Annotated in this window: 24 protein-coding genes; 10 read left to right on the top strand and 14 right to left on the bottom strand. The window is 59.9% G+C overall.

All coding sequences use genetic code 11. The features are described 5' to 3' along the window. The first annotated feature begins 94 nt into the window (after positions 1-94). From AACY11_RS03880 to AACY11_RS03860, 5 genes are all read left to right on the top strand, one after another. Positions 95-1,252, top strand: a complete 1,158-nt coding sequence (locus tag AACY11_RS03880; protein WP_221730187.1) for a D-alanyl-D-alanine carboxypeptidase family protein — start codon at positions 95-97, stop codon at positions 1,250-1,252. Between the two features lie 80 nt (positions 1,253-1,332). Continuing rightward, positions 1,333-1,608 (top strand): DUF493 domain-containing protein, encoded by a 276-nt coding sequence (locus tag AACY11_RS03875; protein WP_221730186.1) that lies wholly within the window; start codon positions 1,333-1,335, stop codon positions 1,606-1,608. Beyond that, positions 1,608-2,255, top strand: coding sequence for a lipoyl(octanoyl) transferase LipB (lipB, locus tag AACY11_RS03870; protein ID WP_038361904.1), 648 nt, complete (start codon positions 1,608-1,610; stop codon positions 2,253-2,255). The genes AACY11_RS03875 and lipB overlap by 1 nt, the downstream gene beginning before the upstream one ends. Before the next feature lie 25 nt (positions 2,256-2,280). Beyond that, positions 2,281-3,279: a lipoyl synthase gene (lipA, locus tag AACY11_RS03865; RefSeq protein ID WP_167394918.1), complete on the top strand. Its 999-nt coding sequence runs from the start codon at positions 2,281-2,283 to the stop codon at positions 3,277-3,279. 125 nt (positions 3,280-3,404) lie between these two features. Then, positions 3,405-4,355 carry a S66 peptidase family protein gene (locus AACY11_RS03860; protein ID WP_339431351.1) on the top strand — a complete coding sequence of 317 codons (951 nt, stop codon included), beginning with the start codon at positions 3,405-3,407 and terminating at the stop codon, positions 4,353-4,355. Positions 4,356-4,489: 134 nt separating this feature from the next. On the opposite strand, the gene AACY11_RS03855 is transcribed toward AACY11_RS03860, so the two are convergent. Beyond that, positions 4,490-5,812 carry a lytic murein transglycosylase gene (locus AACY11_RS03855; protein WP_339464724.1) on the bottom strand — a complete coding sequence of 441 codons (1,323 nt, stop codon included), beginning with the start codon at positions 5,810-5,812 and terminating at the stop codon, positions 4,490-4,492. A 256-nt stretch (positions 5,813-6,068) separates the two neighbouring features. Here AACY11_RS03855 and AACY11_RS03850 point away from each other — a divergent pair, with 256 nt between their 5' ends. Further along, the gene (locus AACY11_RS03850) at positions 6,069-7,001 is read left to right on the top strand and encodes a halovibrin HvnA (RefSeq protein WP_339493908.1); all 933 of its coding nucleotides are present in this window, start codon (positions 6,069-6,071) and stop codon (positions 6,999-7,001) included. A gap of 9 nt (positions 7,002-7,010) precedes the next feature. Here AACY11_RS03850 and arfA read toward each other — a convergent pair whose 3' ends face one another. The 4 genes from arfA to leuS form a co-directional block, all read right to left on the bottom strand. Next, a complete protein-coding gene (gene arfA, locus AACY11_RS03845; RefSeq protein WP_003228536.1) occupies positions 7,011-7,175 on the bottom strand; it encodes an alternative ribosome rescue factor ArfA in 165 nt (54 codons plus the stop codon). 200 nt (positions 7,176-7,375) lie between these two features. Then, positions 7,376-8,413 (bottom strand): DNA polymerase III subunit delta, encoded by a 1,038-nt coding sequence (holA, locus tag AACY11_RS03840; protein WP_339431354.1) that lies wholly within the window; start codon positions 8,411-8,413, stop codon positions 7,376-7,378. Positions 8,414-8,452: 39 nt separating this feature from the next. Beyond that, positions 8,453-9,058 (bottom strand): LPS-assembly lipoprotein LptE, encoded by a 606-nt coding sequence (locus tag AACY11_RS03835; protein WP_221730181.1) that lies wholly within the window; start codon positions 9,056-9,058, stop codon positions 8,453-8,455. Between the two features lie 87 nt (positions 9,059-9,145). Further along, positions 9,146-11,752 carry a leucine--tRNA ligase gene (gene leuS, locus AACY11_RS03830; protein WP_339493907.1) on the bottom strand — a complete coding sequence of 869 codons (2,607 nt, stop codon included), beginning with the start codon at positions 11,750-11,752 and terminating at the stop codon, positions 9,146-9,148. A 254-nt stretch (positions 11,753-12,006) separates the two neighbouring features. Between leuS and AACY11_RS03825 the strand changes: the two genes are divergently transcribed. After that, entirely contained in the window at positions 12,007-12,330 is a 324-nt protein-coding gene (locus tag AACY11_RS03825; RefSeq protein ID WP_339431356.1) for a hypothetical protein, read from the top strand. Between the two features lie 104 nt (positions 12,331-12,434). Continuing rightward, complete coding sequence (locus AACY11_RS03820) at positions 12,435-13,214, top strand: YdcF family protein (RefSeq protein ID WP_339493906.1); 780 nt, start codon at positions 12,435-12,437, stop codon at positions 13,212-13,214. A gap of 91 nt (positions 13,215-13,305) precedes the next feature. Here AACY11_RS03820 and lnt read toward each other — a convergent pair whose 3' ends face one another. The 5 genes from lnt to miaB all read right to left on the bottom strand — a co-directional run bounded on the left by lnt (position 13,306) and on the right by miaB (position 18,708). Further along, complete coding sequence (gene lnt, locus AACY11_RS03815; RefSeq protein WP_339431358.1) at positions 13,306-14,829, bottom strand: apolipoprotein N-acyltransferase; 1,524 nt, start codon at positions 14,827-14,829, stop codon at positions 13,306-13,308. Between the two features lie 14 nt (positions 14,830-14,843). Continuing rightward, positions 14,844-15,683, bottom strand: coding sequence for an HlyC/CorC family transporter (locus AACY11_RS03810; RefSeq protein ID WP_007909641.1), 840 nt, complete (start codon positions 15,681-15,683; stop codon positions 14,844-14,846). A gap of 5 nt (positions 15,684-15,688) precedes the next feature. Beyond that, positions 15,689-16,183, bottom strand: coding sequence for an rRNA maturation RNase YbeY (gene ybeY / locus AACY11_RS03805; protein ID WP_339431359.1), 495 nt, complete (start codon positions 16,181-16,183; stop codon positions 15,689-15,691). Next, a complete protein-coding gene (locus AACY11_RS03800) occupies positions 16,176-17,174 on the bottom strand; it encodes a PhoH family protein (protein WP_339431360.1) in 999 nt (332 codons plus the stop codon). Before AACY11_RS03800 ends, ybeY begins: the two co-directional genes overlap by 8 nt. A gap of 205 nt (positions 17,175-17,379) precedes the next feature. After that, a complete protein-coding gene (miaB, locus tag AACY11_RS03795; RefSeq protein ID WP_339431361.1) occupies positions 17,380-18,708 on the bottom strand; it encodes a tRNA (N6-isopentenyl adenosine(37)-C2)-methylthiotransferase MiaB in 1,329 nt (442 codons plus the stop codon). 133 nt (positions 18,709-18,841) lie between these two features. Here miaB and AACY11_RS03790 point away from each other — a divergent pair, with 133 nt between their 5' ends. Then, the gene (locus AACY11_RS03790; protein WP_003185742.1) at positions 18,842-19,171 is read left to right on the top strand and encodes a DUF1820 family protein; all 330 of its coding nucleotides are present in this window, start codon (positions 18,842-18,844) and stop codon (positions 19,169-19,171) included. A gap of 138 nt (positions 19,172-19,309) precedes the next feature. Here the strand turns inward: AACY11_RS03790 and AACY11_RS03785 are convergent, their stop codons facing one another. The 4 genes from AACY11_RS03785 to AACY11_RS03770 form a co-directional block, all read right to left on the bottom strand. Next, on the bottom strand, positions 19,310-19,864 hold the full coding sequence (locus AACY11_RS03785) for a tetratricopeptide repeat protein (protein ID WP_042561233.1): 555 nt from the start codon (positions 19,862-19,864) through the stop codon (positions 19,310-19,312). Between the two features lie 224 nt (positions 19,865-20,088). Beyond that, on the bottom strand, positions 20,089-21,372 hold the full coding sequence (gene hemL, locus AACY11_RS03780; RefSeq protein ID WP_221730174.1) for a glutamate-1-semialdehyde 2,1-aminomutase: 1,284 nt from the start codon (positions 21,370-21,372) through the stop codon (positions 20,089-20,091). Between the two features lie 17 nt (positions 21,373-21,389). Beyond that, positions 21,390-22,013, bottom strand: coding sequence for a thiamine phosphate synthase (gene thiE, locus AACY11_RS03775; protein WP_339493905.1), 624 nt, complete (start codon positions 22,011-22,013; stop codon positions 21,390-21,392). A gap of 18 nt (positions 22,014-22,031) precedes the next feature. Beyond that, the gene (locus AACY11_RS03770) at positions 22,032-22,829 is read right to left on the bottom strand and encodes a hydroxymethylpyrimidine/phosphomethylpyrimidine kinase (RefSeq protein WP_339431364.1); all 798 of its coding nucleotides are present in this window, start codon (positions 22,827-22,829) and stop codon (positions 22,032-22,034) included. A gap of 305 nt (positions 22,830-23,134) precedes the next feature. Between AACY11_RS03770 and AACY11_RS03765 the strand changes: the two genes are divergently transcribed. Then, positions 23,135-25,489, top strand: a complete 2,355-nt coding sequence (locus tag AACY11_RS03765) for a 7TM diverse intracellular signaling domain-containing protein (protein WP_339493904.1) — start codon at positions 23,135-23,137, stop codon at positions 25,487-25,489. Positions 25,490-25,541 lie beyond the last annotated feature (52 nt).

The raw sequence follows: 25,541 nt of genomic DNA, 5'->3' as shown, positions 1-25,541 counted from the left end.
TGGAGTGAGCAACTGAACACGCGATGGCCCGTTAGAAGGCTGTCTGAATAGTTTTGCCCTAGGGCAAGTTTCCATTAGCGATTTCGAGAGACGGATGAACATCACCACCTTTGCCAAACGCCTGTGTCTGCTAGTCCCGCTGCTCCTCTCGCCCGCCGCCTTTGCGGCCGAGATGATGCCGTCGCCCCCTCAACTGGCCGCCAAAGCCTACGTCCTGATGGACGCCAGCAGCGGCAATGTGCTGGTAGAGAACAACGGTGATCAGCGTCTGCCACCGGCCAGCCTGACCAAACTGATGACGGCATACATCGCTACGCTGGAAATCCGTCGCGGCCAGATCGGTGAAAACGATCCGGTGACCGTCAGCGAAAACGCCTGGCGCACCGGCGGCTCGCGGATGTTCATCAAGGTGGGTTCGCAGGTCACTGTCAGCGACCTGCTGCACGGCATCATCATTCAGTCCGGCAACGACGCCAGTGTGGCGCTGTCCGAGCACATCGCCGGCAGCGAAGACGCCTTCGCCGACCTGATGAACAAAACCGCTTCAGAACTGGGCATGACCAATTCCCACTTCATGAACCCGACCGGTCTGCCGAATCCTGAGCACTATTCGTCGGCTCACGACATGGCGATCCTGGCTCGCGCGATCATCCACGAAGACCCGGCCCACTATGCGATCTATTCGCAGAAAGAGTTCTTCTGGAATGGCATCAAGCAGCCTAACCGCAACCTGCTGCTGTGGCGTGACAAGACCGTTGACGGTCTGAAAACCGGTCACACCGAAGAAGCCGGCTACTGCATGGTGTCCTCGGCTGTACGCGACGGCCAGCGCCTGATCGCCGTGGTGTTCGGCACCAACAGCGAAGTGGCTCGCGCCGCTGAAACCCAGAAGCTGCTGACCTACGGTTTCCGCTTCTTTGAAACCCAGACCTTCTATCAGAAAGGTACTGAACTGGCTCAGGCCCCGGTGTGGAAAGGCACCACCAATCAAGTCAAGGCCGGCCTGGCTGAAGACCTGACCATGACCCTGCCCAAAGGCCAGCTGAAGAAGCTTGCGGCCAGCATGACCATGAACCCGCAACTGACCGCGCCCATCGCCAAGGGCGACGTGATCGGTAAAGTCGAAGTGAAACTGGAAGACAAGGTTGTGCACAGCGCCGACCTGATCGCTCTGGACGCTGTCGAGGAAGGTGGTATCTTCCGCCGCATGTGGGATAGCATCCGTCTATTCTTCTACGGCTTGTTCAACTGATTTAGTGTTGACCTGCATGGCCCTGCTCCGATCCGGTGCGGGGCCATGCGCGTTACCACGGCTTAAGAGGCCGTTACGCCATGACCGATACCGAAGTAAAGGCGCCAAAGATCGAATTTCCCCAGACTGATTACCCGATCAAGGTGATCAGCGACACTGGCGTTGGCAACAAAGACAAGATCATCGCAATCGTCACAAAGCACGCGACCATCAATGATGAGCGTATCGACGAACGTCAAAGCACCAACGGCAAATACACGACTATCCAGTTGCACATCATCGCCACCGGTCAAGAACAGCTGTACGACATTAACAGCGAGTTGCGTGCGACCGGTTTTGTGCACATGGTGCTGTGATGTCTGGCACGCTGGGCTTTCGTGAGCTCGGCCAGATGGCTTACGAGCCGGTCTGGCATGCCATGCAACGCTTTACCAACGAACGCGGCAGCGATGCCGCTGACGAAATCTGGCTGGTCGAGCACCCTCCGGTGTTCACTCAGGGCCAGGCCGGCAAGGCCGAACACTTGTTGCTGCCGGGGGACATCCCGGTGGTGCAGGTCGATCGCGGCGGGCAAGTGACCTATCATGGCCCTGGCCAATTGGTGGCTTACTTGCTGCTGGATGTACGCAAGCTGGGTTTCGGCGTGCGTGATCTGGTGAGTCGCATGGAGCTTTGCCTGATCGAACTGCTGGCCAGCTACGGGGTGACCGCCGCGGCCAAGCCAGACGCTCCCGGCGTGTACGTCGATGGCGCGAAAATCGCTTCTCTGGGTTTGCGGATCCGCCACGGTTGTTCCTTTCATGGCCTGGCTCTGAACGTGGATATGAACCTGGAACCGTTTCGACGGATTAATCCCTGCGGCTATGCCGGGCTGGCGATGACCCAGCTGAGCGATCACGCAGGATCGATTGAATTTGCCGAGGTAAGTGCCCGGCTGCGCGCGCAGCTCGTCAAACACCTCGACTATGCTGAGCAGACGACCCTGACGGGCGGAATCGACTGATATGACTACTGATGCAGTGCAAACCATGATCCCGACGCTCGACGTGACCGAGCGCCCGGCCCCGCGTCCCAAGGTTGAAGCCGGCGTCAAGCTGCGCGGCGCCGAAAAGGTTGCACGCATTCCGGTAAAGATCATTCCAACCACCGAACTGCCGAAGAAGCCTGACTGGATTCGTGTACGCATCCCGGTTTCCCCGGAAGTCGACCGCATCAAGAGCCTGCTGCGCAAACACAAGCTGCACAGTGTCTGCGAAGAAGCATCCTGCCCGAACCTGGGCGAGTGCTTCTCCGGTGGCACCGCGACGTTCATGATCATGGGTGACATCTGCACCCGTCGCTGCCCGTTCTGCGACGTTGGCCACGGTCGTCCGAAACCACTGGACGTCAACGAGCCGCAAAGCCTGGCCATCGCCATCGCCGACCTGAAGCTCAAGTACGTGGTGATCACTTCGGTTGACCGCGACGACCTGCGCGACGGCGGTGCCCAGCACTTTGCCGACTGCATCCGCGAGATCCGCAAGCTGTCGCCGAACGTGCAACTGGAAACCCTGGTCCCTGATTACCGTGGCCGCATGGACGTCGCCCTTGAGATCACTGCAGCCGAGCCGCCGGATGTGTTCAACCACAACCTCGAAACCGTGCCGCGCCTGTACAAGGCCGCACGCCCGGGTTCGGACTACCAGTGGTCGCTGACCCTGCTGCAACGCTTCAAGCAGATGATGCCGCACATCCCGACCAAATCCGGCCTGATGCTGGGCCTGGGCGAAACCGACGAAGAAGTCATCGAAGTCATGAAGCGCATGCGCGAACACGACATCGACATGCTGACCCTGGGCCAGTACCTGCAACCGTCGCGCAGCCACCTGCCGGTGCAGCGTTTCGTGCACCCGGACACCTTCGCCTGGTTCGCCGAAGAAGGTTACAAGATGGGCTTCAAGAACGTTGCGTCGGGTCCGTTGGTGCGGTCTTCGTACCACGCTGACGAGCAGGCGAAGCTGGTCAAGGCTGAGCTGCTGGGTTCCTGACCCGGCGCTGATAGCGTCTAAAAAATACCCGCCTCGGCGGGTATTTTTGTTTGGGCCTGCCGCGCACTCTTTTGTTTGTCTTTGTACCTGACTACTGTGTGTATGAGTTCACAGGGAGACCATGGATGACCGTTCGACCGACCCACACCCTTTTTCCGCATAAACCCGTACCGGCGCTGCCATCCGAAGGGCTGATTGGCGTGATTGCCCCTGCCGGCCCCGGCGCACTGGACACTGACAAGGCTGTGCAGTGGATGCGTGCCCGCGGCTATGCGCTGAAAGTATTTCCCGGTGTCTACGAGAAGGACGGCTATCTGGCCGGCAGCGATGACGTGCGCCTCAACGACCTGCACGCCGCTTTCGCCGATCCTGAAGTCGACGCGATCATCTGCTTGCGCGGCGGCTACGGTACACCGCGCCTGCTGGACCGGATTGATTTCGACCTGTTGGGCCGTCATGCCAAGCCGTTTGTCGGCTACAGCGACATCACCGCACTGCATCTGGCGATCAGCCGCTACGCCGGGTTCGTGACCTTTCACGGGCCGTTGCTCAATGCCGACCTGCTGGGCGACAAGGAGCCGCCGACCGTCACCTCATTCTTCGCCATGCTGCGCGGTCAGTTGAAGGTGGGCAGCGTACTGGGCCACCCGGTGGCCTATCCATTGACCACCGTCGAACCCGGCATCGCTCACGGGCGTTTACTCGGCGGCAATCTGGCGATGATTGCCTCGACGCTGGGCACACCTTACGAAATCGATGTAGAAGGGGTGATTCTGCTGATCGAGGACGTCAACGAACCACTGTATCGCATCGACCGCTTGCTCACGCAGATGCGCCTGGCCGGCAAGCTGGCCAAATTGCGCGGTGTGCTGGTCGGTGATGTCGCGGGGGTGGATACCGACGCGTTGAACCGCTTGCTCAAGCAGACGTTCGAACCATTGCGGATACCGGTGTTGTCGGGATGGCGCAGCGGGCATTGTGATCCGAACCTGACGCTACCGATGGGGGCTTTGGTGCGGCTGGATGCGGGGAAAAAAGAACTGATGCTGGAGCAGGATGTGGTTGTCCGTCGGTAGATAAGCACCGCCAGTCAATCAGCCTTCGCGAGAAAGCCCGCTCCCACATTCGACCGAATTCGCGCTATGAGAATGCAGTCAAGTGTGGGAGCGGGCTTGCTCGCGAAAGCGATATGCGCCTTGCGAAAATCTGACTACTGGGTACGAAGGCTCTCAAGCAGCTTGTGCGTCGGATACCCGTCCGCCGGCCAGCCAAATGCCTGCTGCGCACTGCGGATCGCCTTGCGGGTATTGGCGCCGATGATCCCGTCCGCCGTACCGGCATCGTAATTGCGCGCACTCAGCAAGCTTTGCAGCTCAACCCGCTCGGTACGGCTCAATGGCAGATCATCTTTTGGCCAGGTGCCGTTGATCAAACCGCCACCACTGAAGCGCTCCGACAACAGGCTGACCGCCAGTGCATAGGACGACGAGTTGTTGTACTTGAGGATCGCCCGGAAGTTATCGAGGATCAGGAATGCCGGGCCACGATAGCCGGCCGGCAGCAGCAGGGCGGCAGACAGTTGTTCGGTACCTGCGGGCACTTGACCACCATTGGGCATGATCACGCCCAGTTGACGCCACTCAGCCACGCTTTTGCGAATGGCACCGTCAGCGAGCGTGTAATTGAAGCTGCCTGGGAGTTGTACTTCAAAGCCCCACGGCTGACCATGCTGCCAGCCGGAGCTTTGCAGGTAATGTGCAGTCGAGGCCAGCGCGTCGGCCGGACTACCCCAGATGTCGCGGCGACCGTCACCGTCGAAATCCACGGCGTGGGTGTTGTAGGTGGTCGGGATGAACTGGGTCTGTCCCATCGCGCCAGCCCATGAACCGAGCATTTTCTCTGGCGTGATATCACCCTGTTGCAGAATCTGCAGGGCGGCGATCAATTGCGCATGGGCAAAGCCCGGCCGACGGCCTTCGTAAGCGAGGGTGGCCAACGAATTGATGACCGACTTGCTGCCCTGGAACTGACCGAAGTTGCTTTCCATCCCCCACACCGACACCAGCGCCTGACGATCCACGCCATAACGCTGTTCGATGCTTTGCAGAATGTCGGCGTACTGGTTGATCAGCGCTTGGCCTTTTCGCACTCGCAGCGGCGACAGCGCGCCGTCCAGGTATTCCCATACGGGGCGTGAGAACTCCGGCTGACTGCGGTCGGCGCGAATAACGCTGGCGTCGAAGCTGACATTGGCAAACGCGCGATCAAACAGATCGGCGCGGATCCCGGCGGCCAGCGCATCCTTGCGGAAACCGGCCTGCCATTCGGCAAAGGTCTGGGTCGGCTGAAGATCGAGAGGGTCGGCGGACGGCACTACCGGCGGGATGATCGCTGGGGCCGTGGCGACAGGGGCGGCTTGGAGAGGTTGGGCGTCGGCGGCGGTGGGTTTTTCCGCGCAGGCGACAAGCAGGATGAAGCTTGTGGCGGCGATCAATTGGCGAACGGGCCAACGACGGGAAAGACTGAAGGGCATGCACAGTTCCAGGGGATACGAATCAGGTGCAGACCTTAACATGCCTGCGGAATGAAGCGGTTATCGGTCAGGTATTTGGACGAGGTCTATTTAGCCGGCTAATCACCATATGCCCTGAATTAGCGGGGCGCAACTGTCATTTCTATCAGCTATTCAGCAGTGTTTTTCCTCGATTCAATAGCCCATGCCGGCAGGATTGTGGTGGTTTGAATTTCTCGATCACTGCCTCTTGACGCACGTTGACGAGGAATTTCATATGAAAGGTAAAGCGCTTTTACTGCTGTTTCTTTTGCTGGCAGGGTGCTCTGTAAAAGGCCCTTCGCAGGAGCCTGTTCAAACTCAGCTGGGCGTACAGACTGCTACAGCGTTAGCCACCAGCGGCCCGGAAGTAGCCTCCGAATTGACGAGGCGTTATAGCGATACCACCACTCTTCGATGTGATGGTGTGGACTCCAGACCTGCCTTTCTTTGCAGTGGTATTTTGCTGCGTGGAACGGCCACTGCAGCCGGCTTTGATGTCTGGGATCCTAGCCCCACCGCTGAAAGGGTGGGAGGTACCTCATTTTCGTTTGTCCGCTCAGACTACAAAATGAAAAGACTGGCCATGAATTACAAGAAAGGACTGATTTTCTATCCTGTTTTGAAAACACCGTCAGGCAAACTCAAGATTGAAGTTCTGTGCTTCTTTCCCGTGGACGGGGATTCTGATCATCGTAGTGATTGGGGTTGTGGCGGGATTTCCGGCTATCCCTCAACCGTTGCCTGCGCTGCCCAAGGCATCAATACCCCTGAAAAATGGGCAGAGAATTACAACAAGCATGCTGTTCCTAGTCACAACAGGGCAGGTGTATGCAGTTTTGATGTCAGAGATTCGGCTAATACGCTGGCGGGCCCCAATTTTGTAAAGGGGATGCAGGCAGGACGTCTGGTGACGCCAAGAGCTTTTGACATACCCAATGACGTGAAAATGACGACATGGGCAAAGGGGCAGGCGAAAGTCTTGCCAATTGAGGCGTTCTTTTACGTGATTGTCGGAAACACATCGGGCTTGGCGGAAGTCCAGAGGGATCAGCGCCGATTCAAAGAGCTCACTGGTGAAACGCTGCCTATTATCAAAGTAATAATGCCGGCAACGCTGGCCGATAGAGTGACGTTTGCGTTTCAGGCGCAAGATCAGGCGGTGAATTGATTATCCGTTTCAAGCAGCCAGAAAGTAAGAAGCCTCCCAGCTGTCAGACTGGAAGGCTTCGCGGCGGTAGCTGCCTTTCCCCTTGGTTGGTCGTTCCTGGCGGCTGCGGAACAGGGGTTGGGCGATAATGGATTTGGCCTTGTTCGGGCCATGTTTCGATGGCTTTTTGCTCATGACGGATCTCTCGGTGGGTGGGTGTTGCGGGGCGAATAATCTGCCGATGTTGGACGTCTGTCCAGTCTCTGTTGTGTAGGAATGTTCTGATGCTTTCGCGAGCAAGCCCGCTCCCACATTCGACCGAATTCGCGCTATGAGAATGCAGTCAAGTGTGGGAGCGGTCTTGCTCGCGAAGGGCCGTTGTGCGGTTGAACGACTTACTCGGCAGGCAACGAAAGGCGCTGACCGGCCATCAACAACGCCAATCGGCTCAGGCTCATCCACGGCGACCCGGCAGCCTGGCCCTTGATCTGCGCATCGATGCGCTGGGCTTCGAGCAACAACTGCGCCCAGCGTTGCGCCGAGTAGCGTTGCAGGGCTTTGCTCATCAAGGGTTTGCGCTTGTCCCAGACCGGCGGTTTCGCCTGGCTGAAGCACTTGTCCAGCGGCGTGCCCTGGCTGTACTGCAGCGAGATATTGGCCAGCAGGCGCAGCTCTCGCGCCAATGCCCAGAGAATCACGGGCGGTTCGACACCTTCACCGCGCAGCCCTTCGAGCATGCGCAAGGCGTGAGCCGGTTCGCCGTTGAGCACGGCGTCGGTCAAGCCAAACACGTCGAAGCGGGCACTGTCCGCGACAGCGGCTTGCACCGTTTCGACGGTGATTTGCCCACCTTCGGCCATCAGTTTGAGCTTTTCGATTTCCTGCGCGGCGGCGAGCAAGTTGCCCTCCACGCGTGCGGCAATCAGTTCGACGGCGTCCTGGCTGGCCGACAATCCGGCCTGAGACAGGCGCTGACGAATCCAGCTCGGCAGTTGATTGGCATCCACTGGCCATATCTGAATGAACTGGGTCTGCTGGCCTTCGACCAGCGCCTTGCCCCACTTGGTCTTCTGCGCGCTGCCATCGAGCTTGGGCAGGCTGATCAGCAGCACGGTGTCTTCAGCGGGACGCGAGCAGTATTCGATGAACGCAGCCGCGCCCTTGTCACCGGGTTTGCCCGACGGCAGGCGCAGTTCCAGCAGGCGCTTTTCAGCGAACAACGACATGCTGGCACCGGCCTGCAACAACGTGCCCCAATCGAAATTGGCGTCGGCGGAAAATACCTGACGTTCGTCAAAACCTTGTTGGCGGGCAGCACGGCGGATGGCATCGGCGGCTTCCTGACACAGCAGCGGGTCATCGCCGCTGATGATGTAGACCGGCGCAAGGGAGCCCTGCAGGTGTTTGCTGAGTTGAGCGGGAGCGAGCTTCATAAGATCGGTCGAACGGGGCGCCTGAGCGCCCCGAACCTCTTACTGCTGCGGTACTTCGAGCGGCGACTGACGCGGGGTCTGCGCTTCAGCCTTCTGCGCCGCTTCGAGCGCGTCGGCTTCTGCCTTGGCCCGGTCATTGGCGGCTTGCTGCAGTTGCTGCAGTTGGTCCGGAGTCAGCTGTTGCAGGCGCAGCATCATGCGCTGAACCAGTTCGCGACGGGTCTCGCGACGGGCGTCGTTGGCTTCCTGATCGGAGCCGACGAGGTTGTTGCCGTCGTGAATGAACACCTTCTGCACTTCAAGCTTGTCGCTCAGCAGCGAAAGGTTTTTGTCACCACGGATGTCGTAGCTCAGGACAGTGCTGACCTGATACTCGCCCGTACGACCGGCACCGGCGTAGCTGAGGATGCGCTGGCTTTCCTGCTCGTCAGCCAGATAGAGCTTGTACGGCGCGCCGCTGTAAACCTTGACGCCGCTGGACTCCAGTACCTGACGCAGTTGCGTGACGGTATCGCCGTAGGCGTTGCGGGCACTCAGGTCGAGTTCCTTGATCGCCAGTTCGTTGGTGCCGGTACCGCGCAGCTGGAAACCACAGGCGCTCAACAGGACGGCGAGGCCCATCACCAGCAGATTGCGTTTGATCATTGTGTTGCTCCCCTTGAAACCAGGTGGGCCGACCGTGCGGCCCGAAAGGTTTTACTCGGCGCCAGGCGAACCTGGCGCCCGATCCAATTAGCTGGCGACAATATTGACCAGTTTCCCGGGCACTACGATCACTTTACGAATAGTCAGGCCGTCGACAAAACGCAGCACGTTTTCGTTGGCGCGCGCTGCCGCTTCGACTTCTTCACGGGTTGCGCTGGCCGGCATGTCGATCTGGCCACGCAGCTTGCCGTTCACTTGAATGACCAGTTGCAGGCTGTCCTGTACCAGCGCGCTGTCATCCACCGCCGGCCAGCCAGCGTCGATCACGGCGTCAGCGTGACCCAGCTGATTCCACAACTCATGGCTGATGTGCGGCGTGATCGGAGCCAGCAGCAGTGTGACGGCTTCCAGGCCTTCGTGAATCAGTGCGCGATCCTGTTCGGTGCCTTGCGCGGCTTTTTCCAGCACGTTCATCAGCGTCATCACTTGAGCGATGGCGGTGTTGAATTTGTGGTTCTGGCCGACGTCGTGGCTGGCCTGTTTGATGGCCAGGTGGATCGCACGGCGAACGGCTTTCTGCTCGTCGTTCAGGCTGGCGATGTCCAGTTTGCCCGGCAGGCCCTGAGTAACGTGGGCTTGAGCCAGACGCCAGACGCGCTTGAGGAAGCGGTGCGAACCCTCTACGCCGGAGTCGGACCATTCAGCGCTCATGTCAGGCGGCGAGGCGAACATCATGAACAGGCGGCAGGTATCTGCGCCGAACTGATCGATCATCGACTGTGGGTCGACGCCGTTGTTCTTGGACTTGGCCATCTTCTCGGTGCCGCCGATTTCCACCGGCAGGCCGTCGGATTTGAGCTTGGCGCTGATGACCTTGGCTTTGCTGTCACGTTCGAGTTCGACGTCCGCCGGATTGAACCAGGTGTAAGCGCCATTGGCTTCGCGGCGGTAGTAAGTCTCGGCGATCACCATGCCCTGGGTCAGCAGGTTCTTGAACGGCTCGTTGGAGCTCACCAGACCTTCGTCACGCATCAGCTTGTGGAAGAAGCGCGCGTAGAGCAGGTGCAGGATGGCGTGTTCGATACCGCCGATGTACTGATCCACCGGCAGCCAGTGGTCGGCTGCGGATTTTTCGACCAGGCCACCTTCAAAGTGCGGCGAGGCATAACGGGCGTAGTACCACGACGACTCGACGAAGGTGTCCATGGTGTCGGTTTCACGCTTGGCAGGCTGGCCGCATTTCGGGCAGGTGCACTCGAAAAACTCGGGCATGCGCGCCAGTGGCGAACCAGCGCCGTCCGGCACCACGTCTTCCGGCAGGACGACAGGCAGTTGATCTTCCGGTACCGGTACGTCACCGCACGCATCGCAGTGGATGATCGGGATCGGGCAGCCCCAGTAGCGCTGACGGCTGATGCCCCAGTCGCGCAGGCGGAACTGGGTGCGCGAGGCGCCGAGCTCTTTCTTGATCAGGGCCACTTCCATGGCGTCGAACGCGCCAGCGAAGTCCAGGCCATCGAATTCGCCGGAATTGATCAGGGTGCCGTGCTCGCCGTAGGCGTCTTGCCACGGGGCCGGGTTGGTCTCGCCGGAGCTGGTACGCACGACCGATTTGATCGGCAGGTTGTACTTGTGGGCGAACTCGAAATCACGCTCGTCGTGAGCCGGCACCGCCATGACCGCACCGTCGCCGTAGTGCATCAGCACATAGTTGGCGACCCATACCGGCAGTTTTTCGCCAGTCAGCGGGTGCTCGACGAACAGGCCGGTCGGCAGGCCTTTTTTCTCTTGAGTGGCGACGTCGGCTTCAGCGACGCTGCCGCCCTTGCATTCGGCGATGAACGCTTGCAGCGCTGGGTTGTTCTGCGCAGCCAGAGTGGCCAGATGATGCTCGGCAGCCACGGCGACGTAGGTCGCGCCCATCAGGGTGTCCGGACGGGTGGTGAAGACTTTGAGCGTGCCGGCTTCGCCGATGGAGTCGACGTTGTACGGGAACTGCACTTCCATGCCGCGGGATTTGCCGATCCAGTTGCGCTGCATGGTCTTGACCTGTTCCGGCCAGCCAGTCAGTTCGTCGAGGCTCTCCAGCAGCTCATCCGCGTACGCGGTGATCTTGAAGTAGTACATCGGGATTTCGCGCTTTTCGATCAGCGCGCCGGAACGCCAGCCGCGACCGTCGATGACCTGTTCGTTGGCCAGAACGGTCTGGTCGACCGGGTCCCAGTTCACGGTGCCGTTTTTACGGTAGATCACGCCTTTTTCGAACAGGCGAGTGAACAGCCATTGTTCCCAGCGGTAGTAATCCGGCTTGCAGGTAGTGACCTCGCGGGACCAGTCCACCGCCAGGCCCAGGCTGCGCAGCTGGGACTTCATGTAGGCGATGTTTTCGTAGGTCCACTTGGCCGGGGCCACGTTGTTCTTCATCGCGGCGTTTTCCGCCGGCATGCCGAAGGCGTCCCAACCCATCGGTTGCAGAACGTTCTTGCCTTGCATGCGCTGGTAGCGGGAGATCACGTCGCCGATGGTGTAGTTGCGCACGTGCCCCATGTGTAGCTTGCCGCTGGGGTAAGGGAACATCGACAGGCAGTAGTAAGTCTCCTTGCCTGGCTGTTCACTGACTTCAAAGGACTTTTGCTCATCCCAGAACGACTGGGCGGCGGCTTCGATCTCACGGGGCTGATATTGTTCGTGCATGGCTACTTTTGTACTGGATAGGGGTGGCCTAATCCTCTTCAACGCGGCATTCGGGATGGCCCGGACGAGCTGGAAGTGGAATGACAGGAAGCGCCGTAGCATACATGACCGCGCTTGGCCTAGGGAAACCCTGATTACAGCTGTTTGGCCCGGTCAATCCATGGCGAGGGCCGTTGGTCGCGGCGTACAGCCGGTTTGTGCAGCGAAGCTAAGCTCTAACTGGGGAGTGAGTCTTATTGTCAATGAGGTGAGGGATGGTGGAGTCACAGCAAAAAAACGTTACGAAACCCGAGTTGTACGAACGGTTGATGGATCGTCTGGGCATGGCTCTGGACGCTGCAAAAACCGCTGGCCGGCTGCGCGATGAGCGCCCCCTGGAACTGGAATTGCGTGACTTGAGCCCCGCCGAGTTCAAACTGGTCAAGGCTTATCTGGATCGCAGCGAACGTGAAACGCACGGATGCTTGTCGCAGGCAGTGAAGCAGCTCGATGCAACGCATTCCGCCAAGGTCATCTGGCTTAAGGACCGGGCGCCCGGCAGAGAATCCGTCAAGGTTCGCTCTTTGCAGGCCAAGTAAGCGCATGGCAGGTCAAAAAACGGATCTTTTTCAACAGGATCCCACCTATCGGTTGTCACGCATTATTAACACTCTTACGCTTCGGGCATCTTTGGAGATGCCCGATGCCTTTTCGTTATTTCATCAAACAACTTCTATTGCCGCCCGGCATTTTATTATTGCTGTTGCTGGCGGCGTGGTGGTTGCGCCGCTCCCGTCCGCGTCTGGCCGGATTGTGTTTCGCCATCGGTTTTGGCGGGTTCTGGTTGATGAGCCTGCCGGTGGTCGTGCAGTGGGGCGCCAAGGCGCTTGAGCGTGAGCCACCGCTGGCCCGGGACGAGTGGGCGACGCTGGCACAGCGGGCCGATGCGATTGTGGTGTTGGGTTCGGGCCGTGAGCGCGGCGATCTGGCCTGGGGCGCGGATCAGCCGACCGGCGTGGGGCTTGAACGTCAGCGCTACGCGGCGCGACTGGCCAAGGCATCGGGTTTGCCGATCCTGACCAGTGGCGGTCTGCATTACGGTACGCCGCCGACGGAGGCGAAATTGATGGCGGACTCGTTGCGTGATGACTTCGGCGTGACTGTGCGTTGGCAGGAAGGTGAGAGCCGTACGACCTGGGAAAACGCTAAGTTCACCGCCGATATGCTGCTGCCGCAGGGGATCAAGCGCGTGGTCGTGGTGACACAGGCCTGGCACATGCCGCGCTCGGTCTGGAGTTTCGAGAAGGCGGGATTTGAAGTAGTGCCGGCACCGGTCGGGTTCCTGGGCACGGACAACGCGAGGCCGCTGGGCGGCTGGATGCCGGAATTCAAGTCGATCTGGCAGAGCGGCCAGTTGTTGAATGAGGCGGTGGGGCAGGTCGGGTATTCACTGTTTTACCGGAGTGAAGCAGTCGCCGATTGATTGAGTGTTGCTAATGGCCTCTTCGCGAGCAAGCCCGCTCCCACATTTGGAATGCATTTCAAATGTGGGAGCGGGCTTGCTCGCGAAGCTTTTAAAGGGTTTTTGACATCCGGCTCGCCATCAGTGCCCAGCCAAACAGCAGCAAGCAGACAATGATCAACGGCCACGAACGCCATCGCAGATACGGCGTCAGATTGTGCATCGGTACCACCTCACCGTACAAAACGCCCTGCTCGAACTGCGGAATCTGTTCGGTGATTTGTCCGAATGGGTTGATCAAACCGGTCACGCCGTTGTTGGTCGCACGGATCATCCAGCGTCCGGCCTCCAGTGCGCGCATCTGTGCCATCTGCAAGTGTTGCAGCGGACCAATCGACGTTCCGAACCAGGTGTCGTTGCTGATCGTCAGCAGCAGATCGCTGCGGGCCGACAGGCTGGCGGCAAACTCCGGATACACCACTTCATAGCAGATGAACGGTGCGATCTGATAACCCTTGGCCTGCAACAGTGGCTGATCGGCCGGGCCGCGAGCAAAATCGGACATCGGCAGATCGAAGAAAGCGATCAGCCCGCGCAGAATGTCCTGCAACGGCACGTATTCGCCGAACGGCACCAGTTTCTGTTTCAGGTAAGTGCCATCGCCTTCGCCGACCACGGTGATGCCATTGAAGAAGCGCTTTTCGTGACGAACCGTTTTGCGAATCGGCACGCCGGTGATCAGCGCCGATTTACGCTCGGCGGCAAAAGTGCCCATCATGTTCAGGTAGCCCTCGGCGGACTCCTTGAGCACCGGCACGGCGGTTTCCGGCCAGATCAGCAGGTCCACCGGTTTGGAACGCAAGCTCAAGTCGCGGTACAGCGCCAATTGTGCGTTGAGCTGTGCCGGGTCCCATTTCATGCTTTGTTCGACGTTGCCCTGGATCGCCGCGACGCTCAACGGCGCGCCCGACGGGCTGGTCCAGGCATGGCCCTTGAGCGCAATACCTGCCACCCACGGCCCAACCAGCAACAGCAGGCCGGCCGCGACAAAACCCTTGCGGCCGGATTTGATCAGGCGTGGGGCGTTGTAGATCAGTGCAGCGGTGAGTGCCAGAACGAACGACACCAGCCACATGCCACCCACCGGTGCGAGTCCGGCCAACGGGCCGTCGAGTTGGCTGTAACCGGAATACAGCCATGGAAAACCGGTGAGGAACCAGCCGCGAAACGCTTCCTGGCCGACCCATAACGCGGCGAACGCCAAGGCGTCGGCCAATGGCGCCTCATTACGGCGAAGCCAGCGCGCCCAAAGCCAGGCGGGCAAAGCAAAGAACCAGGCAATGGCGGCGGTGAACAGCAGCATCAGGAAACCAGCCAGCAACACCGAAGCGCCGCCGAAGTGGTGGATGCTGTAGTAGATCCAACTGGTGCCGGCGCCGAACAGGCCGAAACCGAAGCACCAGCCACGTCCCAATGCCTGGCGGGGGCTCAGCTCGCGCAGCCCGGCATAGAACAGGCCGACCGCCAGCAATGCCAGCGGCCAGATGTTGAACGGTGCCAGCGCTAACGTGGTGATTGCACCGGCCGCCACGGCCAGCAGGTTACCGGGCCAGCCGGGGCGGGTTGTCCAGCGCATTTCAGTCCTTAGAATTAACGTGCGATTGGCGTGAGTCGCAGCAAGTGAATCCGACGGCTGTCGGCGTTCAGGATGCGGAAACGATAGGCGCCGATTTCAGTGATTTCGTTGCGTTTTGGCAAGTGCCCGAACGCGCTCATCACCAGACCGCCGACGGTGTCGAACTCATCGTCGGAGAATTCGCTGTCGAAGAACTCGTTGAAGTTCTCGATCGGTGTCAGGGCTTTGATCAGGAAGTCGCCACTTGGCAGCGGCTTGATGTAGCTGTCTTCTTCGACGTCGTGCTCGTCCTCGATGTCGCCGACGATTTGTTCGAGCACGTCTTCGATGGTCACCAGACCCGCCACACCGCCGTACTCGTCGATGACGATGGCCATGTGGTTGTGGTTGGCGCGGAATTCACGCAGCAGCACGTTCAGGCGTTTGGACTCCGGCACGAAGGTGGCCGGGCGCAGCAGATCCTTGATGTTGAAGCTGTCGCCATTTTCCTTGAGGATCAGCGGCAGCAAGTCCTTGGCCAGCAGCACGCCCATCACGTCGTCATGGCTTTCGCCGATGACCGGATAGCGCGAGTGGGCCGAGTCGACCACGGCCGGGAGGAACTCGCGGGGTGTCTGGGTCGCCTTGATGCTGATCATCTGCGAACGCGGCACCATGATGTCGCGTACTTGCAGGTCAGCCACCTGAATGGCGCCTTCGACGATGGCCAGCGCTTCGCTGTCCAGCAGTTTGTTCTGATGTGCATCGCGCAGCAGCTCTAAAAGCTCCTGGCGGTTCTTCGGCTCGTGGGCAAAAGCCTGGGTCAGTTTACCCAGCCATGACTTCTGCCCGTTGCTCGATCGATCTTCGCTCATAGCGATTACTCTGAATCCTTTGTTGTAACGATAGGGGATGTTTCGGGTTCGTCGTCCGCGTACGGATCGGGGTAGCCCAGTTCAGCAAGCAACTCGCGTTCCAGTGCTTCCATTTCTTCGGCTTCCTCGTCATCTATATGGTCGTAACCGAGCAGATGCAAGCAGCCGTGAATGACCAGATGTGCCCAGTGGGCCTTAAGTTCCTTGCCCTGTTCAGCAGCTTCGCGCTCGACCACCGCCACGCAGATCACCAGATCGCCGAGCAGCGGGATGTCGAGAAACTCGTCGGGCACTTCCGCGGGGAACGACAGGACGTTGGTCGCGTAGTCCTTGTGGCGCCAGGTGTGATTGAGCTCGCGGCCTTCTTCCTCGTCGACCAGGCGAATGGTCATTTCCGAGTCGGCGGTGCGCTGGCGCAGGGCCAGTTCGCACCATTGGCGGAACGCAGCTTCACTCGGGGCGTTCGCGTCGGTCGCGATTTGCAGGTCTAGCTCAAGCATCGCGCGAAGTTTCCTTGGGGGCATCGGCGCGGCTTTCGAAGCGCTCGTAGGCTTCGACGATCCGCTGCACCAATGGGTGGCGCACGACGTCCTTGGGCTGGAAGTGCGTGAAACTGATGCCCGGCACGTCCTTGAGAACTTCGATCACATGGTGCAGCCCGGATTTGGTGCCGCGCGGCAAGTCGACCTGGGTGATGTCACCGGTGATCACTGCTGTGGAGCCAAAGCCGATACGGGTCAGGAACATCTTCATCTGCTCGACGGTGGTGTTCTGGCTTTCGTCAAGAATGATGAAGCTGTTGTTCAGCGTACGGCCGCGCATGTAGGCCAGCGGCGCGACTTCGATCACCTGACGCTCGATCAGCTTGGCCACGTATTCGAAACCGAGCATTTCGTAGAGTGCGTCGTAGAGCGGGCGCAGGTACGGGTCGATTTTCTGGGCCAGATCGCCGGGCAGGAAACCGAGTTTTTCACCCGCTTCGACCGCTGGACGCACCAGCAGGATGCGGCGGATCTGCTCGCGTTCCAGAGCATCGACAGCGCAGGCCACGGCCAGATAGGTCTTGCCGGTACCGGCCGGGCCGATGCCAAAGTTGATGTCGTTGCCGAGGATTTCCTTCACATAGCGCAGTTGATTCAAGCCGCGTGGGCGAATCATGCCTTTTTTGGTGCGCAGGGCGACGGAGGCTTCGGCGGGGGCGTGGTTGTCCAGCTCTACAACGGCCGATTCCTGGAGGAACAGGTGCACCATGTCTGGCGACAACTCAGTACCTTTGGTCTCCCGGTACAGGCGGCGCAGCAGGTTTTCCGCAGAAGTGGTGTGCTTGGGGTCGCCGATCAGCTCGAACTGGTTTCCGCGGTTGCGGATCTCGATGGTCAGGCGCTGTTCGATCAAGCGCAGATGCTCGTCGAATTGCCCGCACAGATTGGCGAAGCGGCGAGCCTCAAAGGGCTCGAGGATAAAACGATGTGGTTCGATGGGTGCGTTCAAGGTCGTATTTAGCCGCCCTGGGGCAATTAAGATGAAATCAAGGATAACGCCAGTGGCGTGGGTGCGAAAGCTCTTAAATATCGCAAGGTCAATCACAGGCCTTGTGGAAGCGGGCTTGCTCGCGAAAGCGGAGTGTCAGCAACGTTGATAGTGGCTGAAGCGACGTCTTCGCGAGCAAACCCGCTCCCACAAGGGACATGTGTTGCTACTGGATCAGCGAGCCGCGCAGCGAGTGCGGTTGCGCCGCGTCGATGTGCACGTCGGCGAACTGACCGATCAGCGTTGGATTGTCGCAGCGGAAGTTGACGATACGATTATTCTCGGTGCGCCCTTGCAACTCGCCCGGGTCTTTTTTCGAATAGTCGGTTACCAGAATCCGCTGGATCGAACCGACCATTTGTCGGCTGATTTCGAAACCTTGCTGATTCAAACGATGTTGCAGCGCGTCCAGGCGTTCTTTCTTCAGCTCTTGCGGGGTGTCATCCGCCAGATCGGCAGCCGGGGTGCCCGGGCGCTGGCTGTAGACGAACGAGTAGGAAAAGTCGAAGCCAACGTCGGCAATCAGCTTCATGGTCTGTTCGAAATCTTTCTCGGTCTCGCCGGGGAAGCCGACGATGAAGTCCGAACTGATGCAGATCCCCGGCACGGCAGCGCGCAGTTTGCGCAGCTTCGATTTGTACTCCAGCGCCGTATGGTTACGCTTCATTGCCGCCAGAATCCGGTCCGAGCCCGACTGCACGGGCAAGTGCAGGTGCTTCACCAGTTCCGGCACATCGGCGTGGGCCTGGATCAGGCTGTCGGAAAACTCCAGTGGATGCGAGGTGGTGTAGCGAATGCGGTCGATGCCGTCGACGGCCGCGACTACGCGGATCAGTTCGGCGAGATCGGCCAGGCGCCCGTCGTGGGTGGTGCCGCGATAGCCGTTGACGTTCTGGCCCAGCAGGGTCACTTCACGCACGCCGTTTTCGGCCAGGTGGATGATCTCGGCGATCACGTCATCGAACGGGCGGCTGACTTCTTCGCCGCGGGTATAAGGCACCACGCAGAACGTGCAGTACTTGCTGCAGCCTTCCATCACCGACACATAAGCGCTCGGGCCATCGATGCGCGGCTCGGGCAAGTGGTCGAATTTTTCGATTTCCGGGAACGAGACGTCCACTTGCGGCAGCTTGCTGCTGCGCGCCGCGTCGATCATTTCCGGCAGGCGGTGCAGGGTCTGTGGGCCGAACACCACGTCGACGTACGGCGCGCGATCGCGGATCGCCGCGCCTTCCTGGCTGGCCACGCAACCGCCGACGGCGATTACCATGTCCGGGTTGGCCAGTTTCAATTCGCGCCAGCGGCCGAGTTGCGAATACACCCGATCCTGGGCGCGCTCGCGGATCGAGCAGGTGTTGAGCAGAATCACGTCGGCGTCTTCCGCGCGAGCGGTGACTTCCAGGGCCTGATGTTCACCCAGCAGATCGACCATGCGCGAGCTGTCGTACTCGTTCATCTGGCAACCGTGGGTTTCGATGTAAAGCTTCTTGGCCATGGATTTTGATCGTCACGTGATTCAAAGAACCGCGCATTATAGGGAACAAGCCCTCAGGTTCCTACCGCTGTGCGTCCGGTGGCTATGCTATAGTTTGCGCCCTCATTTTTATCCCCGATGTTATCCGCCCGCCATGACCAAACGCGAAGCTCCAATCTACAAGGTGATTTTCCTCAATCAGGGCCAGGTATTCGAAATGTACGCCAAGCAGATCTATCAAAGTGATCTGTGGGGTTTCCTGGAAGTGGAAGAGTTCGTCTTTGGCGAGCGCACGCAAGTGGTCGTCGACCCGAGCGAAGAAAAGCTCAAGGCACAGTTTGAAGGCGTTGTGCGCAGCTTTGTGCCGATGCATTCGATCGTGCGCATCGACGAAGTCGAACGCCTCGGCACCCCGAAAATCAGCGAAGCCCGCGGTGCGGTCGGCAATGTAATGCCGTTTCCGATGCCGATGCCTGAGAAGTAAGGCTCAGGACCGAGTCGCCTCATTCGCGAGCAAGTCGAATCGTCGCACCGTCGCTCCCACAATTGATCTTCAGTGTTCAGAAGATCCCATGTGGGAGCGGGCTTGCTCGCGAAGAGGCCAGAAAAATCCGTACAGAATTCAAGGAAGGGGCGAAAACGGCGTACGCCCATCGGCGCTTTGCAGTTCCATCAGGTATTTACGGAAAATTTGCCCGAGCACCTGAGTGGCGGTTTCGAGATCTTCGCGGGACATTTTTTCGGAGACTTCGTCGGCTGTGTCGAGCGCCTCTTCGGCGCCGTTGACCGCGGCCATCTTCAGTACGATGTACGCCTGAATGTTGTTGGCCTGCACGCCTTCACCGTGGAAGAACATGGTGCCGAGCTTGAATTGCGCCTGGGCGTGGCCTTGCAATGAGGCCTTTTCGAAATAGCTCAGGGCTTGATTGAGGTCGCGCGGCGCATTCTTGCCGTCGTAGTAGAACTCGCCCAACTCGTATTGCGCTTGCGCATCCCCTTCATCCGCCGCTTTCTGGCAGGCAGCCAATGCCTGCGTGACGTCTTGCGGCTGAGTATTGAGGGTGCAACGACCCATCGCCGGGATCAACAACGAGTTGCCGCCTGCTTGTGCATGCGCGAGCAGGGGCTGAAGGAGCAACAGGCAGCCCAAGGCAAGGGTGCGGCCGGTGCGGTTCATGGGAATCGACTTACCTCTGAAGGGCACGCGGACCCATCGAGGGATCCAATAAGCGCGCATTATGAAATAAGCGGGGCCAACCTTACAAAGTCTTTACTCGTTTTTCTGCTGCGCGGGGAATATATCGCCCACTTTCAGGAAGATTTTTGGCAGAGGCGTGGAAAAAGCGTGGGGATGTAGGTGAAGGCTGACGCTGGCAATGGCCAACGTCAGCGGTACGGCAATTACTTCAACGCAGCGAAGGCGCGTTCGGCAGCGTCCAGCGTCAGTTTCAACTCGGCTTCGCCATGGGCGATCGACGTGAAGCCGGCTTCGAATGCGCTCGGCGCCAGATACACGCCGCCCTCCAGCATCAGGTGGAAGAAGCGACCGAACAGTGCAGCGTCGCTAGCCATCACGTCTTCAAAGGTGACGATGGCGTCGGCGCCGCTGAAGTACAGGCCGAACATGCCGCCCGCCTGGGTGGTCACGAATGGAATGCCAGCGGCATCGGCGCGTTGTTGCAGACCGTCGAGCAGACGCGTGGTGTAGTCGGTCAGCTCGGCGTGGAAACCCGGACGGCTGATCAGGCGCAGGGTGGTCAAGCCAGCGGCCATGGCCAGAGGATTGCCCGACAAGGTGCCGGCCTGATACACCGGGCCCAGTGGCGCGATGCGCTCCATGATTTCACGTTTGCCACCGAAGCAGCCGACCGGCATGCCGCCGCCAATGATCTTGCCGAACGTGGTCAGGTCGGGATTGACGCCGTAGTACGCCTGAGCACCGCCGAGGGCGACGCGGAAACCGGTCATCACTTCGTCGAAAATCAGCACCACGCCATGTTTGTCGCACAGCGAGCGCAAGCCTTCGAGGAACCCCGGTGCTGGCGGCACGCAGTTCATGTTGCCGGCCACGGGCTCGACGATGATGCAGGCCACTTCCTGGCCGACTTCAGCGAGCATCTTTTCAACGGCGTCAATGTCGTTGAAGGGCAGGGTCAGGGTGTGTTTGGCGAACGCCGCCGGCACACCGGCCGAACTTGGCACGCCTTGGGTCAGTGCGCCGGAACCGGCCTTGACCAGCAGGCTGTCGGAGTGACCGTGGTAGCAGCCTTCGAACTTGATGATGCTGTCACGACCGGTGTAACCGCGAGCCAGGCGGATGGCGCTCATGGTCGCTTCGGTGCCGGAGCTGACCATGCGCACCATGTCCATCGACGGCACCAGCGAGCAGACCAGGTCGGCCATCTCGGTTTCCATCGCGGTTGGCGCACCGTAGGACAGGCCGTGTTGCAGTTGATTGCGCACGGCGTCGAGCACGTCTGGATGGCTGTGGCCAAGGATCATCGGGCCCCACGAACCGACGTAATCGACATAACGCTTGTCGTCTTCGTCGGTAACGTAGGCGCCTTCGGCGTGCTTGAAGAACAGCGGTGTGCCGCCCACGCTCTTGAACGCACGAACTGGCGAGTTGACGCCACCGGGAATGTGTTTCTGGGCGTTGGCAAACAGGGTTTCGGAACGAGACATGATCGGGCTCTCAATCTTCAGGATTTGAACAGTTCGTTGAGCGCGCGAGCGCGGCGGGTCACTTCGGCGGTGCTTTCAGCGCCGAACAGGCCGTGGACGACGGCCAGCAGGTCGACACCATGGGCCACCAGCGGCGCGGCGTTGTCGAGGGTGATGCCGCCGATCGCGCAGATCGGCAAATGCAGTTGGCGACGGGCGTCATCGAGCAGATCGAGGCTGCAAGTCGGTGCGCCGGGTTTGGTGTTGGAGTTGAAGAAGCGGCCGAAGGCGACGTAGCTCGCGCCTTCTTTGGCGGCTTGTTCGGCCAGTTCGATCTGCGCGTGGCAGGTCGAGCCGATGATCGCTTTCGAGCCGAGCAGGGCGCGGGTCGGCGACAGTGGGCCGTCGGTCTGGCCCAAGTGCACGCCAACGTTGAGGCGCGCAGCCAGTTCGGCGTCATCGTTGATGATCAACTGCGTTTTGTAGCGCTCGCACAGATCACGCAGCGCTTCGGCCTCACGCAGACGGCGGGCCTCATCGTTGCTCTTGTCGCGGTATTGCAGCAGGGTGACGCCGCCTTCCAGCGCCGCCTCCACGTAAGACAGAAACTTCCCGGCCAGCAATTGGCTGTCGGTAATGGCATACAGGCCACGTAGTTTCATCAGGCAGACCTCACGACGTTACGAGCAGAAATCCAGCGGCAGACGACGCGGCACGAACTGGCCTTTGCCCAGTTGTTCGGCGTCGCGCAGGGTGCGCCAGGTGTAATCCAGTGCACTGCGCACAGCGCTGGCGAGGTTTTCGCCCTGAGCCAGGCGACCGGCCAGAGCGCTGGCGAGGGTGCAACCGGAACCGTGATAGCTACCCGGCAGACGCTGGCAATAAAAGGTTTCACGCAGGCCGTCGCGGCTGTACAGGCGATTGTGGATTTCAGTTTCGTCGCCGTGGCCGCCGGTGATCAGCAGGTTTTTGACGAACGGCAAGAGTTTTTCAGCGCACTCGTCGGCAGTGCCTTCGGGCAGTTCAGCGAGGATTCGGGCTTCGGGAAGGTTGGGGGTGGCAATGATCGACAGTGGCAGCAGACGTTCGCGCATCGCATAGCCGACCTCGTCCTTGCCCAGACGTCCGCCGCCGCCGGCGCGCAGCACCGGGTCGCAGACCACTGGCAAGTGCGGATGCGCTGAAAGCAGTTCGACGACGGTGTCGACCATTTCCAGCGAACCGAGCATGCCCAGTTTGACCGCAGCGACGTCGGAGTCGTTGAGCACGGCATTGGCCTGGGCCAACACCCACTCGCGGTCGAGGACGCGGAAGTCAGTGACGTTGACGGTGTCTTGCACGGTCAGGGCGGTGACGGCCGGAGCCGCATGGCAACCCTGCGCGAGCAGGGCTTCGATATCTGCCTGCAAGCCGGCGCCACCACTGGGGTCGTGGCCGGAGAGACAGAGGACAACGGGGCGTGAGCTGTAGATATTCATGGTGCGCGAGCTTACCACCAAACCTGATTTTCCGGTTCAGTGCCGTTGTGTCCTGTCGATAGCCCGGGCATAGAACCCCGACCGTATTGTCACAACTTGACCGACTCAACAGCTCTAGCTCGCTGCTTTGCTCTGAAACGCCCGTTCTAGAGCCTTTGTAGGAAAAATTTCGATGGTGCTCAATGGCCATCAACGGCTATGCTAGGCTGGATCCAAACCAATAACAGGTAATACCGGTTTTACGTCTACTCAAAGGGAATGGGGGGGCTTCCTGACACAACCGGACGAGCCACGCTGGGGCTTCAATGCGCTATTTGCTGATGTTGCTGTTCTGCTTGCCCCTCATGGCGAGCGCCGTCGAATTCGACGAGTTTACCCAGAGCCTCCCTCTGGGCCGGTCACTGCAAGTGTTCGAAGATCCGGGCGGTCAGGCGAGCATTGCCGATGTCCGCGCGCAGGCTGCTGCCGGCCATTTCAAACCCAACGACAAAGCCACGCTCAACGCCGGGTACTCGCGTTCGGCGTTCTGGCTGAAAATCGACCTGCATTACCGTCCTAATAATCCGACCGCACAACGCACCTGGTTGCTGGAACTGGCTTATCCGCCACTCGACCATCTCGACCTGTATCTGCCCGATGCCAAGGGCGACTACCGCCTGGTGCGTCAGACCGGCGATGCGCTGCCGTTTGCCAGCCGCGAGATTCGTCAGAACAGTTATCTGTTTGACCTCGCCTTCAAACCCGATCAGCAACAAACCGTGTTCCTGCGCCTGGCCAGTGAAGGCTCGATCCAGGCACCCGTGACATTATGGTCGAGCACCGCGTACCTTGAAGACCAGCCAGTGCGCCTGTATGTGCTGGGCGTCATTTATGGTGTGTTGCTGGGGATGCTGGTCTACAACCTGTTCATCTACCTCAGTGTGCGCGACACCAGTTACCTCTATTACATCTTCTACATTGCCTCGTTCGGTCTTTATCAACTGTCGGTGAACGGCGCCGCCGTCGAGTATTTCTGGCCGAACAATCCGTGGTGGGCCAACGCTTCCACCCCCTTCTTTATCGGTTGCGCCGGCCTGTTCGGCAGCCAGTTCGCCCGCAGCTTCTTGCAGACCAAAAACCACAGTCGTTGGCTTGATCGCCTGCTGATCGCCCTGATCGCGTTCGGTGCATTGGTGGTCGGGTTGTCGCTGATGACCAGTTACGCCCTGGCCCTGCGGCTGGCGACGACCCTGGCGTTGACCTTTACCGTGGTGATTTTCGCGGCGGGGATTCTCGCCTGGTGGCGCGGCTTGCGCGTGGCGCGGTACTTCATCATTGCCTGGTCGGCGTTCCTGCTGGGCGGCGTCATCAATACGCTGATGGTGCTGGGCTTGCTGCCGAACGTATTCCTGACCATGTACGCCAGCCAGATCGGCTCAGCCATCGAAGTGGCGCTGTTGTCGCTGGCACTGGCGGATCGCATCAACGCCATGCGCGAGCAGCAGGCGCAAACGCTGTACGACGCCGGTCAGAAACTTGAAGTGCTCAACCAGCAACTGGCCCACAGCAACAAGCTCAAGGATGAATTCCTCGCGACCCTGACCCATGAACTGCGCACGCCGATGAACGGTGTGATCGGCTCGCTGGAACTGATGCAGACCGTCGACCTTGACCCCGAGCTTGAGCAATACCAGCAGACCGCTGCCGGTTCTGCCCGGGACATGATGCGCATGGTCAATGGCATCCTTACCCTCACCGAATTGCAGGCCGGCAAGCTCAAGGCCACCCCTGGCAGTTTCAGCCTGCGCGGTGTGGTTGAAGCATTGCGTGTGCAGTTCGACGGTAATGCCGCGAGCAAGTCGCTGGACTTCAAGGTCGATGTTCTGCCGACTCTGCCGGACCGCCTGCACGGTGACAGCGCGAAACTCGCCCAATGCCTGGAATGCCTGCTGGACAACGCCCTCAAGTTCACCCGCGTTGGCGGGCTGGCGCTGCGCGTGACCGGCAAGCCGTCGACGGACAATCGTCTGGCGTTGTCGTTTGCGGTGATCGACACCGGCATCGGCTTCACCGATCTGGGCGAGGCGACGCTGTATCAGCGTTTCTTCCAGCTCGACGGTTCGATGACCCGCGAATATGGAGGATTGGGCGTGGGTCTGGCGATCTGTCGGCAATTGGTCGAATTGCTCGGCGGCACGCTCACCCACCGTTCTGAACCCGGAAGTGGCAGTCGCTTCCAGTTGGATGTCGAGTTCGAGTTGCCGGTGGTCGAGCCTGCCCTTGCCCCCACGCCTTTGCGCGATTGCATCCGCGCACCGCAGGACTGCACGGTGATGTTGGTGGATGACAACAGCGTCAATCAACTGGTGATGCGCGGCATGTTGCTCAAACTCGGTTTTCGCGTGCGTACCGCCGACAACGTTGCAGTGGCGCTGGACTTGTTGCAGCGTGAAAGCTTCGACGCGGTGCTGATCGATTGCCAACTGCCCAGCCACGAAGGTGTTTCGCTATGCTGCCAGATTCACGCTTTGCCGGGCTGTGCCCATCTGCCGGTATTCATGTTGGCGTTGAGCGCTGATCGAGAGCCTTGTGCCACGGACGCGTCGATTGATTACCTCAACAAACCGGTGAAATTCGAAGATCTGCAGTCGGCGCTGGAGCGACGGGTATTGTGCTGCTGACAGGGTAAAAGCGCCGCCAGTTCGGCGGCTATGACACTTTGTTCGACGATGG

The organism is Pseudomonas sp. RA_105y_Pfl2_P56 (assembly GCF_963970845.1).
GTDB classification, from domain to species: Bacteria; Pseudomonadota; Gammaproteobacteria; order Pseudomonadales; family Pseudomonadaceae; genus Aquipseudomonas; species Aquipseudomonas baetica_A.
The sequence above is the reverse complement of the archived record's forward strand: the minus strand, read 5'-3'. Positions and strand labels throughout refer to the sequence as shown.